Annotated in this window: 16 protein-coding genes and 1 tRNA gene; 3 read left to right on the plus strand and 14 right to left on the minus strand. The window is 60.0% G+C overall.

The annotated features are described in order from the left end of the window. Positions 1-80: 80 nt before the first annotated feature. The 12 genes from QP305_RS05560 to QP305_RS05615 form a co-directional block, all read right to left on the minus strand. Positions 81-1,004 (minus strand): transporter substrate-binding domain-containing protein, encoded by a 924-nt coding sequence (locus QP305_RS05560; protein ID WP_284904448.1) that lies wholly within the window; start codon positions 1,002-1,004, stop codon positions 81-83. A gap of 519 nt (positions 1,005-1,523) precedes the next feature. Beyond that, positions 1,524-2,390, minus strand: a complete 867-nt coding sequence (locus QP305_RS05565; RefSeq protein ID WP_284904450.1) for an AAA family ATPase — start codon at positions 2,388-2,390, stop codon at positions 1,524-1,526. Between the two features lie 126 nt (positions 2,391-2,516). Further along, on the minus strand, positions 2,517-2,801 hold the full coding sequence (locus tag QP305_RS05570) for a hypothetical protein (RefSeq protein WP_284904451.1): 285 nt from the start codon (positions 2,799-2,801) through the stop codon (positions 2,517-2,519). A 3-nt stretch (positions 2,802-2,804) separates the two neighbouring features. Then, on the minus strand, positions 2,805-3,128 hold the full coding sequence (locus QP305_RS05575) for a hypothetical protein (protein WP_284904452.1): 324 nt from the start codon (positions 3,126-3,128) through the stop codon (positions 2,805-2,807). A 4-nt stretch (positions 3,129-3,132) separates the two neighbouring features. Further along, a complete protein-coding gene (locus tag QP305_RS05580) occupies positions 3,133-3,432 on the minus strand; it encodes a hypothetical protein (RefSeq protein WP_284904453.1) in 300 nt (99 codons plus the stop codon). Positions 3,433-3,942: 510 nt separating this feature from the next. Continuing rightward, positions 3,943-5,082: a type 2 isopentenyl-diphosphate Delta-isomerase gene (gene fni, locus QP305_RS05585; RefSeq protein ID WP_284904455.1), complete on the minus strand. Its 1,140-nt coding sequence runs from the start codon at positions 5,080-5,082 to the stop codon at positions 3,943-3,945. Further along, complete coding sequence (locus QP305_RS05590) at positions 5,079-6,182, minus strand: phosphomevalonate kinase (RefSeq protein WP_284904457.1); 1,104 nt, start codon at positions 6,180-6,182, stop codon at positions 5,079-5,081. The genes fni and QP305_RS05590 overlap by 4 nt, the downstream gene beginning before the upstream one ends. Then, the gene (gene mvaD / locus QP305_RS05595) at positions 6,179-7,153 is read right to left on the minus strand and encodes a diphosphomevalonate decarboxylase (RefSeq protein WP_284904459.1); all 975 of its coding nucleotides are present in this window, start codon (positions 7,151-7,153) and stop codon (positions 6,179-6,181) included. The genes QP305_RS05590 and mvaD overlap by 4 nt, the downstream gene beginning before the upstream one ends. Further along, positions 7,150-8,130 (minus strand): mevalonate kinase, encoded by a 981-nt coding sequence (gene mvk / locus QP305_RS05600; protein WP_284904461.1) that lies wholly within the window; start codon positions 8,128-8,130, stop codon positions 7,150-7,152. The genes mvaD and mvk overlap by 4 nt, the downstream gene beginning before the upstream one ends. 247 nt (positions 8,131-8,377) lie before the next feature. Further along, positions 8,378-8,602: a hypothetical protein gene (locus tag QP305_RS05605; RefSeq protein ID WP_284904463.1), complete on the minus strand. Its 225-nt coding sequence runs from the start codon at positions 8,600-8,602 to the stop codon at positions 8,378-8,380. 149 nt (positions 8,603-8,751) lie between these two features. Beyond that, positions 8,752-8,827 (minus strand) — tRNA-His (locus tag QP305_RS05610). 181 nt (positions 8,828-9,008) lie between these two features. Then, positions 9,009-9,932: an ATP-grasp domain-containing protein gene (locus QP305_RS05615; RefSeq protein ID WP_274735106.1), complete on the minus strand. Its 924-nt coding sequence runs from the start codon at positions 9,930-9,932 to the stop codon at positions 9,009-9,011. 31 nt (positions 9,933-9,963) lie between these two features. Here QP305_RS05615 and QP305_RS05620 point away from each other — a divergent pair, with 31 nt between their 5' ends. Together QP305_RS05620 and QP305_RS05625 are read left to right on the plus strand one after the other, a co-directional pair. Further along, on the plus strand, positions 9,964-11,535 hold the full coding sequence (locus tag QP305_RS05620; RefSeq protein WP_274733469.1) for an aspartate:alanine exchanger family transporter: 1,572 nt from the start codon (positions 9,964-9,966) through the stop codon (positions 11,533-11,535). A gap of 159 nt (positions 11,536-11,694) precedes the next feature. Continuing rightward, positions 11,695-12,126: a hypothetical protein gene (locus QP305_RS05625; RefSeq protein WP_274733467.1), complete on the plus strand. Its 432-nt coding sequence runs from the start codon at positions 11,695-11,697 to the stop codon at positions 12,124-12,126. Positions 12,127-12,257: 131 nt separating this feature from the next. Here the strand turns inward: QP305_RS05625 and QP305_RS05630 are convergent, their stop codons facing one another. Both QP305_RS05630 and QP305_RS05635 read right to left on the minus strand, forming a co-directional pair. Beyond that, positions 12,258-13,370, minus strand: coding sequence for an alpha/beta hydrolase (locus QP305_RS05630; RefSeq protein ID WP_274733465.1), 1,113 nt, complete (start codon positions 13,368-13,370; stop codon positions 12,258-12,260). A 12-nt stretch (positions 13,371-13,382) separates the two neighbouring features. Beyond that, the gene (locus tag QP305_RS05635) at positions 13,383-14,852 is read right to left on the minus strand and encodes a sugar porter family MFS transporter (protein WP_274733463.1); all 1,470 of its coding nucleotides are present in this window, start codon (positions 14,850-14,852) and stop codon (positions 13,383-13,385) included. A 406-nt stretch (positions 14,853-15,258) separates the two neighbouring features. Here QP305_RS05635 and QP305_RS05640 point away from each other — a divergent pair, with 406 nt between their 5' ends. Then, complete coding sequence (locus tag QP305_RS05640) at positions 15,259-16,155, plus strand: AraC family transcriptional regulator (protein ID WP_126135834.1); 897 nt, start codon at positions 15,259-15,261, stop codon at positions 16,153-16,155. Positions 16,156-16,196 lie beyond the last annotated feature (41 nt).

The following is a 16,196-nucleotide window of genomic DNA, read 5'->3' on the forward strand; positions in this document are numbered from 1 at the left end:
ATGTTCGCGGTCGGTTTAGTTCAACCGGACAACCGCTTCGCTAGAGCCGGGCGGCCCGCGGGTGTGGGAGGAGGGAACTTTTAGCGAGCCCCTCCCTCAATGACGAGTTCATCGGGAGAGATCGCGGTGCCGTAAACCGGGGCGAGGGTCTGCTCGAAGTCCTTGTGGAAGAAGTTCTCCTTACCGAGATCCACGAGGTTGTTATTGATCCAGTCGCGCAGCTCGGTATTTCCCTGCTGCACGGCGGCAGCGATGGTGGATTCTTCCCCGAAGGAGGCGATCCCGGTCACGAAATCCTTGTTTTGTTCGGTGAAGGCGAGGGCTTCGGTGTTGTCGGTTATCCACACATCCCCGCGCCCGTCGGTGAGGGCATTGGTGGCCTCGGTGTACTGCTCGTACTTGGTTACCTTCCATTCCGGGTGGTTCGCGGTAATCCACGCATCCTGGCTGGTGCCCTTGACGATAATAATATTTTTATTCGCGAGCTCCGCTTCCGAACGCACCGGCTCCTTTGCGCTGGAAACGACCCCGAAGGACACCTTCATGTAGGGGTTGGCGAAGTCTACCTGCGCGGCGCGTTCGGGAGTCACCGTGAAGTTCGCGAGGATGACATCGACTTTCCCGGACTTGAGGAATTCCACGCGCGAGGAGGCATCCACCGGGACCCACTCGACCTTGACACCCAGGTCTTTACCGAGGCGGTCGCCGTAAACTATGTCGTAGCCTTCGTAGGTGTTTTTCCCGACCAGCGAGCCAAAAGGTGCCTTGTCCGCGAAGGTGCCGATGCGAATCGAGCCGGCTTCTTTGATCTGTTCAGGGGTGCGGGCACCCACGGTGGCGTTCCCCGCGCCGGTCCCGGAACCGGCGGCGGTACCGGTGGCGGAGTCACCCGAGCCGGATAGATCCGGGCTGGAGCACCCGGTAAGGGCCATGGTGAGCGCCGCCAAGGCGGACAGCCCGCCCAGGACGCGACGACGAATACGTGAGGTTTGTGCAATTGCCACGGTTCTTCCTTACTTGGTGTTGGGGTGACCGTGGATAATGCGGGATTTTGGGAACGGGGTGCAAGGCCGTGCCACCGCGGACATCGCATTATCCACACTTGTGCTATTCCCCGGGAATTGAGCGCCGGGGTACCGCTTGTCCGCGCTGGCTTATCCGAAAATGCCCGGTCTTCAGTAGGAGGGCAGCTAATTTTTCGGGTTCCGCTGACGAACTAGCGACAGCAACACATGGGGCACATGCAGGTACGCACACAGGCACCGCGCATCGCGGTGTGCATCTGAGTGGTCCTGTTCGCCATGGGATTTACGTTAGGCGCTCATCGCGCAGAAATCCAGTTGAGGAAAGAAGCACCCCTGTGGGACATCTCATAAGGCGGTGTGGGAGTGGGGTTATTGGGGCAGGTCAGGTGCGACTGCAGTGCGGCGTCGTTCTGAACGAGCGAGGCGCCAAGAAGTGGTTAGAGGAAATTCAGCGACTCGTGGTCTTTGAGCCATTCACGCATATAAGGGATAGCGAAATCAACCTTCCCGTAGCCCGCTTGAGTAATGACGCCAGCCGTGAACGGTGTTCCCCAGCCGCCGCAGCGCTGCCGCTGCGCCTTCTTTAGCGTGCTCACACGTAATAGCAACGCTATCCCGAGCCTGCTGCCAAGTTTGGTAGCCGACGAGTTGGATCATGTAGGGGTATCCGCGAGTCGCCTCCGCCATGAGCTCGATAGCCTCATCAGCAACCTCACGTTTGTTGCTGTCAAAAACCTGCTTGAAAGACTCGGCGACGAGCTCTAATGAAACGTCCTTGAGCCGCATCGGAGTCGCCCTGCGGAGGAAGGAAACGACCTTGTCTCGGTGCAGAATGGGTAAAACAGATGGCAGGCCGGCCATAACCAGCGCAATATCTCGGTCTTCGCGAATCATATGCTGCATCGTTGTGCCCAGGGTGCGAAGCTCTTCGATGCTGCCAGCCTGAGTTTCGTCAAGCGTTATGAGCAGTCCTTTTCGGAAGAAGGGTTTTTCGAGCTCCCTCGTCAGGATTGTCCGAAAGTCCAGGGCCTGCCGAGCTTCGCTCAGCTCTACTGACACGCCTCCGGGAAGACTGATGCCGGTTATTTGCCGGCGCTTGGAGACCAGGTGGTTGGCGATGCGATCGATAAAACCGGCTTCGGCTGTTTCGTCAATTGTCTGCCAACCGTGAGCTCTCGCTTTGTCCCGAAAAGCATTGAGGAGCGCTGTTTTCCCCACGCCCCTATTGCCTGTTACGAGCGATAGCCGGGCAGGCGCGCCAGGGCCATCAGCTAAGGAGTCCTCGAACTCTTGAACGAGGCTCTCCCGACCAACCAAAACAGGGGGTGTTGCACCCGCCGTTGGCTTGAACGGGTTACCTGTCATGTTTGCCCCCTATCTCAGCTTTTATTGCTTTTTACATCGGCTGCTTCTCATACATATTAGGAATGCGAATCATTGGGGACGGCATCAATATCGCACGCCCAGACACTGGCTCCACGTGGGTAACCGTTAAGGGCGGATAATCACCTTGCGGAAAAAATACTTAGTTTGCTTCATTGCCTTCAACCGCGCCGCAATAGGACTATTCGGCCAATACTGATATTTCTCCACATCACCGGTCTGCTTGTTCACGAGGAAACCCGGTTCCCCCCCCTTCGATATATGGCCTCTATCCAACACTGGAGCATAATACTCATCGTCTTCACCCCACCCGTAAGAATAAATCTTGTATGTAGGGTGAAGCTCATGTAGTTGTTCGGCTGCGACGCGTTCTGCTTCCTTTGCCGTAATCACTCCCTAATCCTTCCCAAACAAGATATTCCACATGCGATTGAAACTTCGAGGGCGAATAATCACCTTAGGGAACAAACGCTTAGTTACTTTCATTGCATCCAACCGAGCCGCAATAGGACGATTAGGACGATACTGATATTCCTCAACTTCACCAGTTTGTTTGTTTACAAGAAAACCCGGCTGTCCCTTCGACGGGAACCCTTTGGATACTATCGGATTATAGCACTCGTCATCTTCTGCCCATCCATAAGAAGTAATCTTGAATTCCGGGTAACGTTCATGCAGGCGCTCGGCTGCGATGCGTTCTGCTTCCTTTGCCGTAATCACGACCTCATCCCTCCCGACCAATTTGAGGGCGAATAATCACCTTAGGAACTAAATACTTCGTGACTTTCATTGCTTTTAACCGTGCAGCAATAGGAAGATTAGGACGATATTGGAATTCCTTAACTTCGCCAGTTTGTTTATCTACGAGGAAAACTGGCTGCCCCTTCGATACGCAGGTTTTAGATAGCATTGGCGCATAGAACTCGTTGTCTTCACCCCACCCACGACAAGTGATTTTGTCCTCCGGATAAAGCTCATGCATACGCTCAGCTGCGATCCGTTCCGCTTCCTCCCCCGTAATCACTCCCTAATCCTCCTTAAACAAGGTATTCCACATACCACGGAAACGTCGAGGTCGGATAATCACCCTGCGGAACAAATACTTAGTTCGCTTCATTGCTTCCAATCGTGCAGCAATAGGTCGATTAGGGAGGTACTGATATTCCTCAACTTCACCGGTCTGCTTGTTCACGAGAAAACCGGGACGCCCCTTTATTGTCTCATATTTAGGGAATACAATAGGACAATAATACTCGTCGTCTTCCAACCACCCACGAGAATAAATCGTATATCTCGGGTAATACTTACGCAGACGCTCAGCGGCGAGGCGTACCGCTTCCTTCCCCGTAATCACGTCCCTCATCCTCCCCAAACAAGGTATGCCACACGAGATCCGTCGGCTCACAACCAGCCAAACCAAACGCCTAGACAGAACCGGGATCCGCACCTTCATTTTGCTCCACTATATCCGGATTCAGCCCCGGTGTGAGGAGTGATGAGCGGTTTGCTTCGTTCACCGAACTATTTACGAAATTCAGTTGTCTGCCGCAGCCCCACGCCGCGCATACGCCTCAAGATCAACGCCGCGCAGCCGGGCCCGTTCGGCCAGCTCCCCGGTAATAAGCACCTGGCAGTGCCGCGCCGCACTGACCGTCTGCGCACCCAGTAGCGCCAGCAGCGCACGCACCTGATCCCGCCAGGAACGCAAACCGGCCACAGCTGCTTCCTCACCCTGAACCGCCAGCTCAAGGAATTGGCGAGCCACGCCGGCCGCACGCGCCCCCAAAATAAGCGAACGGACAACATCCAAAGGGGTGCGCACCCCGCCCGAAGCCAGCAGGTCAAGCCCGCTTCCTGCCTCCGCCTCAATCAGGCACAGCGCAGCAGACTGCCCGAACCCAGCCAAATACGAGTATTCACCCGCTTCCCGCCGAGAGTTTTCAATGCGGGCGAAATCCGTACCGCCCACTCCCCCGACGTCGACCACCTGCACCCCAAGATCCGCGAGCACACGCTGCGTTTCCCGCGAAATCCCGAATCCCACTTCTTTGACGATCACCGGCACGCCGGCCTGCGCCACAATCTCCTCCACCGAGGCGCGCCAGCCGGAAAACTCCCGCTCGCCTTCCGGCATAACAATTTCTTGCCCGGCATTGAGATGTAGCTGGAGGGCATCCGCGCCCACAAGCTCCACCACGCGCCGAGCATCCGCACCGCTGCGCCCCACCCCAATATTGCCCATGACGAAGCCGCGCGGATTTTCTTCCCGAATCACGGTAAAAGACGAAGCCGTAGCCGGATCATCAAGGGCCACCGAGGCCGATCCGCTCGCCATCGGCACGCCCACTTCCCGCGCCGCGATCGCCAGCACCCGGTTAATACGCCCGGTCGCTTCCGTCCCGCCGGTCATTCCGTTGATATAGAAAGGCACCGGCCACGTGAAGGGCCCGACCTGCGTGGACAGGTCCACCGCGGCGACGTCGCACGCGCCAAGCGCGTGATGAATCGGCGCCACGCAATCAAAATCATTACGGTGGATCTCCTGAGCCCGCGCGAGGGCCACATGCTCATCCTTGCGCGCCGCCCGGAAAGTATCCTGCTGCGCACTGGCTCCATCGCCCATACCGCGCGAAGCGCTAGCCCCAGCCGCGCCGGCCGCATACGCCGCGCTCATCCTTCCACCACCGCCAGGTTCAGCGGTTCGACGCCGCCCGCGCGCCAACCCCGATATACCGCGTCTTTATCCACATCGCTTCCCACCAGGGCGATCCCGCAGTCACCCCCGCCAGCTCCGGATGATTTGGCAGCTCCCCCCAGCCCGGCGGCGACGTCGCATAAATGAGTCAGGCGCTCGGTTTCGATGGTGATACCCGAGCTGGCGCCCAGCTGGCGCAGGAGCCGGCGCGCGGCGGTGATCTCCGCGCCGATGCGTCCACCGGTGCGCAATTGGGTGGCCAGGCGTTCCACGACGTCCTCGTATTCGTCCAGGAATCCGGGGAAATAGGCGCCGCGCGAGCGGGCCTGCACCCCGGAAACCAGGTGCTCGGTGGAAGCGGGCAGGCCCGTCCAGCCCACCAGGAGTTCTTCACGGGCGGGAGCGGGCAGTGATTCCACCGCCCACGGATCCCAGGCCGGGGCACTCAGAGTCTCGGTCACGCTGTGGTTGCGCGCGTATTCGCTCAAGCCCGCGCGGTCCGGGGAGCGGTAGTAGACCCAGCCTCGGTAGGTGGAAGCAGCAATATCCCCGCCCGAAGCGCGCGGAGCCCGCTCCAGAACGGAAAGCAGCGCAACCTTGTAGCGTTCCTCCAGGGTGAGTTTGAGATCGTAAAAACGATTGAGCACATCCACAATGGCCACCGTCACCGCGGCCGAAGAGCCCAAGCCGTATTTACGGCCATCTTCTTCCACCAGGCCGGAGGTGATATCGAGGTTATAGTGGCGGGCCTCCAGACCGCATTCGCTGCGCAACGCTTCCACGGTGCGGATGGCGTTGGCAGCGTAATCGGAGCCGATATCATCAAAAACGGGCAGCGCATTTTCGTGGCGCCAGTAGAGCGGTGCGAAACCGTTGCCGTGCGAACGCACCAGGCCAGAGCCTTCTGCAGGGGTGAGGACCACGTCAATAAAACGGTTCACCGCAATAAGGATCGCCGGCCGACCGGCTTCCACCACGGCGTACTCCCCCGCGATGTAGAGCTTGCCCGGCGCATTGGCGTGGATGCGCGCGGAGGCCTGCTCTGTATCTGCTTCGCTCAAGCTATCTGCTTCGCTCACAGCACCTCCCGGTGTGACTCCGGTTCCGCTACAAGGTAAGCACCGTTCCCCGCGTGAGCAATGTTTACTTCGCCGAGGGCTTCGGCGTGGCGTGCCACTTCGGCGGCCAGCTCGGGGCGGGTCAGGAGTACCACATTCGGGCCGGCATCCGCGGTGGCATACACATCCAGTCCCACTCCGCGCAGGGTACGGGCCAGCTCAAAAACGCGCCAGGATGCGGACGTCAGGTAATGAATGGGCGGTTCGGAGCTCATAATCAGGGCGTGCATGCGCAGCGCGGATAGCTCGGTGAGCTCGCCGATGCGCTGCATATCCCCCGCCTTGCAGGCTTCCACCATCTGCGCGGCCATCTCGCGAGTGGATTCCACCCAGCCGCGGTAATACGGCGAGGTAGCGCGGGTGGTGACCATCGCTTCCCGGGAAGTAATTTTCTTGTGAGCAGTGTTTAATACCACCGAGACCATGGCCAGCGGCGGGGCCGGGATTTCTTCAGCGAAAGATTCTTCATCCGTGCCGGCATGCCAGAGCGCCACCCCGCTAATAACCGAACGCGAAGCCGATCCCGAACCACGCCGAGCCAGGCGAGAGAGGTGAGCGGTGTTCACATCCATCCCATATTCGGTGGTGGCCGCGAGCGCCAAGGCCGCGAATCCGGAAGCCGAGGAGGCCATCCCGGCGCCGGTCGGAGCTTCGTTATCGCTGATGACCAGCAGTTTTTCGCTGCGCCCGGCCTGTGCGCGAATAACATCGAGCACCCGCTCTACCCGGCTAAGCGCCTTTTCGCTCGCTTCTTGGCCGTTGAGGATGAGTCGGTCACGCTGGGCGGTGGGGGCGAGGCGGGCTGTCGTCGTCGTCGGAAAAATATCGAGGGTGAGGGAAACGGAAGGTGCGGCGGGAAGCATGAGCTCGTCATCCGCTTTCCCCCAGTATTTGATGAGGGCGATATTCGGGTGGGCGCGCGCGGTGCTCATTTGCTGGCCTCCACCCAGGTGGACCAGGCGTTTGCCGCGCCCGCAGCGCTCAGCGCCGCGGCGATGTCTTTCGCGTGAGCACTGTTCTCCGCCAGGGCGATAACGCAACCGCCAATCCCACCGCCGGTCATCTTCGCGCCGAGCGCCCCGGCGCCGTGAGCAGCGTTTACCATCGTGTCCAGTTCCGGGGAGGAGACGCCGAGCTGCGCGAGCGTGGCGTGGGCGCGCCACATATTCTCCCCCATGCTCGCCCAGTCCCCCGTTGCGAGCTGCATTTCCGCGTCCGCCGCGTATCCGGCCAGGCGCGCGACCAGGGCCTCCACTTTCGCCGGGAACTTTTCGCGCAGCTCACGCACCGAACCGACGGCCTGCCGGGTAGCGCCGGGCACCCCCGAATCACCGATAACCACGTGGAGGGGGCGCGCCACGATGAGGGGCGTGACGTCCGGGCGCTGGAATTTAATAACAGTATCGGCGACGACGCCGTGGGCATCCATCCCGGAGGGGCGCCCGTGGGCCACTCGTTCGGCTACCTGGATGAGGAGGAAACGCTCGGCGGGCGAGAGGCGCACTCCCGCGGCGTCGGCAATAGCCGAAACGATAGCGGCAGCGACCGCGGCCGAGGAACCGAGCCCGCGTTCATAAGGAATATCGGAATAAATGGTGACGTGGGCGGAGCTGCCCGGGGCCACGAAATCGAGGCCGGCGTCAATAGCGGCAACCACGGGGCTCAGGCGCTCCGGGGCAGTGGCGGCCGGGCCGCGATAAAGTTCGGAACTGATGGTTGATTCGCCGGTGGTTATGGTGGCGTTGGCGATGACGGGAAGTACGTGGACGGGCAGGGAGATGGCCGGGGCGCCGTAGACCACGGCATGTTCGCCGAATAGGATCGCCTTGCCGTGCGCGCGGCCGACCCCGATGCGTACCTTGGGGATACGGGTTTGGGTATCGAACGCGAAGGATTGCGATTGGCTCAACTGTGCGGCTCCTTGTCACGGCCGCGAGCGGCCTACCTGTACTTGCCCTGGCTGCGCGGGGCACGGCTCCGCGCTGGTCATTCCCCTATGGTACCGAGAATTTGAGTGCGTGACGGTGAGGATAGCGCGCGCCACGTTATGCCGATGGCGTTGACCCCGCCTCAAGCACAACCTGCCGCGCACAAAACTCACGCCGCGGGCGAAATGGTTCACCAGATACGAGGGGCACAGCCGGGAGCCGCAACCTTCATCTATCCCGTTGATTATGCGATTTCCCGCGCCGCTCCTCAGCCCGCCCCAGCCAGGCGAAACACCCGATGCCAAGGAACCACAGCGGGAGGGTGTAGAGGATGTAGCGGGAGCCATTATCGAAGAAGAACAGCACAAAATCCGCGATGCTCGCGAGCGCGATGGCAAGGATTCCCACCCAGGTCAGTACGCCGCCGCGATCTTTCTTTTTGCGCTTAGTCACGAAGGCTCCTCTCTCCGCAGATAGGGCTTACAGGTAGCCGCCAGAAACGGCATCGAGCCGATAGGCCGGCACCGTCATCCCCTACCAGCGATACAACTCAGGCTCGTTTCGCCTGCTTGCTTCCAAACATTCAAAACGAGCCTGAACTCTGGGGTGGCCAACGGGGCTTGAACCCGCGACCTCCTGGACCACAACCAGGTGCTCTGCCAGCTGAGCTATGGCCACCATTTCGGCAAAAGAACGCCGATAAACAACTATAGCCGGTCACCGCGCGCAAAGACAATTCAGCAGCGGTGATAGCGGCCACGTTGTGAGCCAGATCGGCGCACCGCCCAGCTGCGCCGTCGTACCTCAGTCGCGTTTATGCGCGGGAGCGGAAGCTGCGCCGTCGTGCTATTTAGTACCGCTACCAGGCGGTCCGCACCGCAATCGCGTCCGCGAAGCGGTTGAGGTGACTCTCATCCAGGGACAGATACAACGAGCCGTCGATAAGGGAAATCTCCATCACGTAAAACTCGTTGGGGTCCCCCGGCGCGGCCGGCACAATGTCCACGCGGTTGAAGAGCAGCAGGTGGTCGCGCCCGGTGTGTTCGCGGATGAGCCCGTGCAGCACATTGCGAACCCGCTCACCCCAGCGCCATTCCGATTCACGCGCCTCTGAAACAGACACGACTTCTTCTTGGATTTGATCCGCGCTGCGGAAACGCGGATGGAGCAGCGGCGCCTTTTCCACCCGATACGAGGCCAGGCCGTTGAGGAAGATCAGCGACACCTCACCGGTACGGTCGATATTTTCCAAATAGCGCTGCACCATGACGCTGCGGCCTTTGGCCAGCTCATGCTGCGCATGCAAAATAGCTTGGGAGCGCGAGGACGGATCGGTGGCGGTATAGCGCCCCGTGCCGCGCCCGCCCGAAGATACCGCGGGCTTGACCACGAAATCTCCGTGCGCCGGGAACCGGGTATGGACCTGGTGTTTCGTCAGGTTTTCCTCCGGTTCCAGCCAGGTGGTGGGAATGGTTGGCAAACCCGCCGCTTCCAATTCCCGCAGGTAATGCTTATCAGAATTCCACGCCATAATATCCGCGTGGTTGAGAATCCGCGGCACGGAGCGAGCCCAGGAAATAAAAGCCTGCGTATCACGCCCGTAATCACGAACTGAGCGGACAACGACAACTCCGGCGTTGTTCCAGTCGTAATCGGGATCGTTCCACGCTACAACGCGCGGTTCGATATGGCGCTCACGCAGGGCATCGGGCAGGCCGGCCTCGTCCACGTCGAGGTTCGGTAAGTCTTTGCTCGTAGCAAGAGTAACAATGGGATCAGACACACTCTAACTCTACCCCGGCTAGTCTTATGGCGTGGCGATCCTCGACTCTTCCCCGTTACTAACAATTTTCGTTGTGGTGGCCCTCGGGTCACTTCTCGGTGCGATTCCGCTGGGCCGGATACGTATCGGCGCAGCCGGCGCACTCTTTGTGGGTTTGGCCATGTCCGCACGCTTCCCCGAACTGGGTGCGGGAATGGACGTGGTGCAGTCCCTCGGGCTGGCACTTTTCGTCTACACGGTGGGCATCGCCTCAGGCGCGGCCTTTTTCGCGCAGCTGCGGCGCAACCTCTCCTTGCTCCTGGCCTCCGTGGTAGCGGTTTTCCTCGCCGCGGGCGCCGCCCTGGTAATGGGACTACTTTTCGGCATCGAACGGCCGTTTTTGGCGGGCCTTTTCACAGGTGCGACGACGGCGGCACCGGCCCTCGCCACCGCCACCCGGCTCACGGAAGGCAGCACACAGCCCGCGATCGGATATGCCTTCGGGTATCCCCTGGCGGTCATAATCGGCATTATTCTGGTCTCCCTCGTCGTGGGCCGCGCCTGGCCGGGGCTGCGCGATACCCCTTCGCTAGCCGGAACCCTGCTGGATCCGCGCACCATCACCGTGGAACACCCCATGAACCTGCGCGATATCCCCGAATGGGCCGACGGGCGCGTGCGCGTCTCCTACTTGCGGCGGGGCGGCCGGGTGCGAGTGGCGCTGCCCGGTGAAGATCTTGAGGTGGGGGACGACGTCGTTGTTGTTGGTCTGGCGGCGGATGTGGAGGCCGCCGCCGCGCACCTCGGGCATTTGCGCAGTGACCACCTGGCCGATGATCGCAGCCACGTGGATTTCAACCGCCTGGTGGTCTCCAACCCGGATGTGGCGGCGCGCTCCATCGGGGAACTCAACCTGCCCGCCAAATACGGCGCGGTGGTGACCCGGGTACGGCGCGGAGACCTGGAGCTGCTGGCCCGCGATGATTTCATTCTGGAGCCGGGCGACCGGGTAACCGTGGTGGCTCCGCGGGAACGCTGGGATGCCATCGCCGATCTATTTGGGGATTCCGAGCGTTCCATCTCGGAAATCGACGTGCTGAGTTTATCGGTGGGCATGGTGGCCGGGCTGCTCCTCGGTTTTGTGACTTTCCCACTGCCCGGGGGCCAGGCGTTCCAGTTGGGGACCGCGGCCGGGCCGCTCATCGCGGGGATGTTCTTGGGTGCGGCGCGGCGCACCGGGCCTTTTGTGTGGGCGATGCCGGAGGCAGCAAATTTGACGATGCGCCAGCTGGGCCTGACGCTGTTCTTAGCTGGTTTGGGACTGACGGCCGGGCCGGGGTTCGGAAAGATCGTGACCTCTCCGCAGGCGGTGGGTGCGGCCGTGACCGTCTGCGTAATTACGCTGGTCTCCTGCGCGGCGTTGCTGGTGGCGGGCGCCTGGGTGCTCCGGCTTTCCGCCCCGCGAACCGCCGGGGCCGTCGCCGGTTTCCTGGGCCAGCCCGCGGTGCTGGATGCGGCTACGTCACGGGTGGGCGACGAACGCATCGATAATGCTTACGCCACCCTCTTCGCTTTTTCGATTGTGGTAAAGATTTTCCTGGTGCCGGCGGTCCTGGTGCTCTAGCAACACCGAAGTGGGGCGGCGCGGCCGGCGCGGCCGGCGCGCGAACGTAAGCCGCGGCACGGAAGCGTGTGGGCGAGCCGGGCGGCGGCGTCGTACCGCGGCTAAAGTATGGACAGAAGAAACGAACAACAGGTGTGATAACGGGAAGCGAGGCGTGAGATGCGCGAAATGGTGCGTAAGGTGGCGGCGAGCACGGCGGCGCTCTGCGCGGCGGGAGCGGGAGCGCTCCTGCTAGGCGGATGCGATGCCGCTGAAACCACCGAGGCCGGGAGTTTTATGCGGCAGGCAGGTGCGTCCATGTACGTGGTGAGCGTGGACGGGCGTGAGCTGATCTCCAAAGTGCTGGATTGCAGCGGCGGGGAATCCCAGGTAATGACCGGTACGTTCGAACCGGCAAATAACATTGTGACCTGGAAGGACATCGACGGGAAGGAAATTGGCACCTCGGTGGCGCACTTCGCTGAGGACGGCAAAACCATCACCCTGGCCGATGAAGCTACCCCGAACGCCGGGGCCACCTACGTGCGGGAAGGCTCGCCGGAAGCCGAGCTCATGGCACGCGGGCAAAAGAGCGAGTGCGCGCCGAAGTAAATTTCACGCGCCTACAGGCGTATCACAAGCGCATAAAGCACATAAAAGCGGGGCCTTTCTCTATCGAGATGGCCCCGCTTTTCTCTCAGCTTTTCGTCAGCACGCGCGAATCATATCCGCGCTCCCGCACACTACCTGCACTCAAGAGCGAAACGTTGCAGATCCTCGAGTACCTCGCGGCTTTCCTCCAGCCACACCTGCCCCACCGGGAAGACGTGGCCCAGGGTCACCCCGCGCGGCGGTCGATAGGAATGGCATTCCACCGGAATTCCCTTGCGTGAGAGATAGCCGGCAAAAAGCAGCGTCTCGAATTCGATAAAATCATCGGAACTCGTGACGAGATAGGCCGGGGGGAACTCGCAGCGCTCCACGAGCTTTGCGGCGCAGAGCAGGTCCTCGCCGAGCACATCCACCGCGCGGTCGATGAAGCCACCCATCTCCGTCAGATAGGCGAGAGTCGGAAGTGCGGCGTCGTCGTTCCCATAACCGCAGCGATCAGACACGAAAGGCACCAGATCCGAGAGGTCGAACAGACCGGACACAAAAGCCATCCCCGCAACCGATAGCCGATCCTCACCCAGAGTGGATGGCACCGGCGCACTGCCCGGCGCGTCCAGCGTGGCAACAGGAACGTCCAGCGCGGCAACAGGAACGTCCAGCGCGGCAAAAACCTCAGGGTTACACAAAGCTGCCACCGCGTACATTCCCAAAGTCGCGCCCGCGGAATCCCCCGTGATAATTACCGACTGCGGATCCACCGGATAATCATCGAGATGCCGCGCAATCCAGGCGCAGCCCGCGAGGACATCGTGGAGTTGGTCGAGGAAATCGGCAGCCGGGGAGAGCCGGTAGCTCAGCGAGAATACCGCACAGCCCTGGGCTGCAAGATGCACACCGAAATTCTTGTTCAACTCCTTCAAGCCGTATACAAAACCGCCGCCGTGAATATCGATGTACACGGGAAGCGCTTTGCCTCCGCGCAGGTACGCATCGTGCGGAAGGTAGAGATCCAGGCGGTGGAAGGGGTTGTTTTCCCCATCGGGAAGATAGGGAATATCCGCGATAACATCCACCGTTTCCGGGGTATGCCAGCGTTCGCACCGCACGATATCAACATCTAGCACGAAAGATTTCCGTACCTCGATGGCGCGTTGCCGGATCTGAGCGGTGACGCCGGCTAGATCCTCATCAATCGGCGTCCACGTTCTGGCCCGCGCAATGTTCTCGGGGGTGTCAGCATGCATGTGTTGTCCTCACTACTCGGCCGGCATATCTTCGAGTTCAACACCGGCGGTTTCCGGAAGAGCCTTCATCACGAAAATCAAGCTCACGGCAGCGAATACGGCGTAGAGCAGATAAACGTTGCCTGTTCCAATCGCGTCCTTCAACGGCGGGAAAGTGGTAGAGACCAGGAAGTTCGCAATCCAGTTGACGGCGCTTGCCACCGCCACCCCGAGGGCGCGAATATTATTCGGGAAAATCTCCCCGAGGACGACCCACATGACCGGGCCCCACGTGAAGCAGAAGGCCAGGTAGAAGATGTACACGGAAACAAGGGTGATCGGTCCCCACATTCCCGGAAGGGTGATGGACGCACCATCAACATCAGCCTGGTAGAAACCGAGGGCAGCGATTCCCAAGAAGATAGTCATCACGCTCGAACCGGTGATGAGCAGGAAGCGCCGCCCCACCTTGTCCACGATGAACATCGCGAGGATGGTCGCGATAATAGCGCCGATGGTCCGGTACACCGAAATATTGAGGGCGAGCTGTTCGCTGAAACCGACCGACTTCCATAGCGAGGAATCGTAGTAGAGGATGATATTGACGCCGGAGAGCTGCTGGAGGGCGGCGACGGCCATGGCGATCCACACGACTTTGCGCAGCCCGAACGTCTTGCCACGCAGGTCCGAAAGCTTCGCGGCTTTCTCCCCAGAAAGGGTCGCGCGAATTTCCTTGACTTTGCCTTCCGGATCCTTTTCCCCGGTGAGGCGCTGCAAAATTGCGGCGGCTTCCTTATCGCGCCCCTTCATCACGAGGAATCGCGGGGATTCGGGGAGCTTAAGGGAAACAATGAGCATGATGAGCGCGGGGACGATCATGCTGAGAAGCATGATGCGCCAGGTGGGCATCCCGAACCAGAAGGTTTCATCGGCACCGCCAGAAGCGCTCGCGTAGCTCGCGTTCACCACAACGGCGGCGAGGATACCGAAAGCGATGGCCATCTGCTGGAAAGAGCCGAGGAACCCGCGCATCTGCGCCGGAGCTACTTCAGCAATGTACGCCGGACCAATCACTGAGGCGAGGCCAACACCGAGACCACCGACGAAACGGAAAATAATGAAAATCCACACGGTTGGCGCGATGGCGGAGAAGATCGAGCACACCACGAAGAGGATTGCCGCGATGAAAATCGTGGGAACGCGGCCCAGCCGATCAGCAATGTGGCTGGTAAACCACGCGCCAATCACGCATCCGAACAGAGCACAGGAAACCGAGATCCCGCTCATGAAGGCACTGAGATCCCACCCGGTTCTGGAACCGGCAATGGAATCAACCGCACCGTTAATGACTGACGTGTCGTACCCGAAAAGAAAACCGCCGACAGCAGCGGCTAGGCAAACGATAATAATGCGGCGTTTAATAACCGGATCGAGCGGGGCTGGCGACTGTGCAGATTTCGCCGATGTCGCGGGCCCGCCGGACCGTTTTTTATTACGCGTCATTGCGCACCTTCCTCCCTATCAACCATCTCCTTCTCCCATTCGAAGGAGATGCTGTTGTGAGCGAGCGTCAGTGACCGTCGCACTCGATCATTTTGAACCGTCGCTAATAGCAGTCACAGGGTGATCCAAGCACCGTGATCCATGCACCCGGATAAAATGTGACCGTTGGCGGACACTTACTTCTCGCGTGACTGAGCCTAGGCAAAAATCTTCGGTTGATAGTGCTGAAATGTGGCACACCCTATGCCCAAACGTGACATAGTTGCGGCGGTCTGCCTTTTTTCACGAAGAATAGGGGAAACCACGAAAATAGAGGCAGTATCGAATCGCTATAGATACCACCTCACCCTGATGAGATTCCACAACGGTTAGTTACTATGAGAGACGAATCCGCGAGGAGTTAAGCATGATGGATAACCGTATACACGACCCGAAGGAACCCATCCTCAATCGTGCTTTTTGTGAGGTGGGTTCCATGCCCGCCGAATACCCAGCCCTTGTGCTGGTGCACCGCCATCCGGAAGTTGTCCCGACCCACTGGCATTCCGGAGTCGAGGTTAATTATGTTGTCCAGGGTGGTGGCAGTGTAACTATCGACTCGCGGGTCGAGGCACTGTATCCGGGAAAGCTCTGCATTATCAGTCCCTACACTCCCCATTCATTTATTACAGAATCTCGGGATGGCAAGACTCCTCTTATTCTCTCCATCACCTATGACAGCAGCCGTATTGAACGCATTTATAAGAAAGCTGATCTTTATGTGCTGGCCGTGGATTCTGCGCGAGCTCGCGATGCGGATCGGCAAGCACTCATTGACTTGTGCCTGCGCATGATTGACACAACGCATCTGCTGGGACCCGAACGGGTTTTCGGCATCAACGCGATTCTCTTCGATATCCTATTTCTGCTTTACCAGAATTTCGTGGTCAAGTGCCGGCCGCGCGGAATTCGGCGTGCTACCGACACCACAATTCTTGCTATTATCAGCGACATCGAGCGGCGCCACCGGGAACCGCTGACCGCTGCGAGCGTGGCGGAAACGCACGGTTATTCGCGCGAGCATTTCAGCCGGCTTTTCCGGCTCAGTACCGGGATGACTTTCAAACAGTACCTCACGCGATTACGGGTCGAGGATGCGTATTACTTGCTCATGGAAGAGCAGGTTCCCACTTTGGAAGATATCGCCCAGCGGGTGGGATTTCCCAGCACCCGTGCACTCAATCGTGCTTTTATGGAACGCCACGGGGTGGCGCCTCTGGAATACCGCAAGCAACGATTAGGGCGCGATAGTTCGGGAAAATGAAAGGCAGCCCCGGGATTGGTAGTATCCCGAAGACTGCCTTT

This window comes from Actinotignum timonense (genome assembly GCF_030216305.1).
GTDB classification, from domain to species: Bacteria; Actinomycetota; Actinomycetes; order Actinomycetales; family Actinomycetaceae; genus Actinotignum; species Actinotignum timonense_A.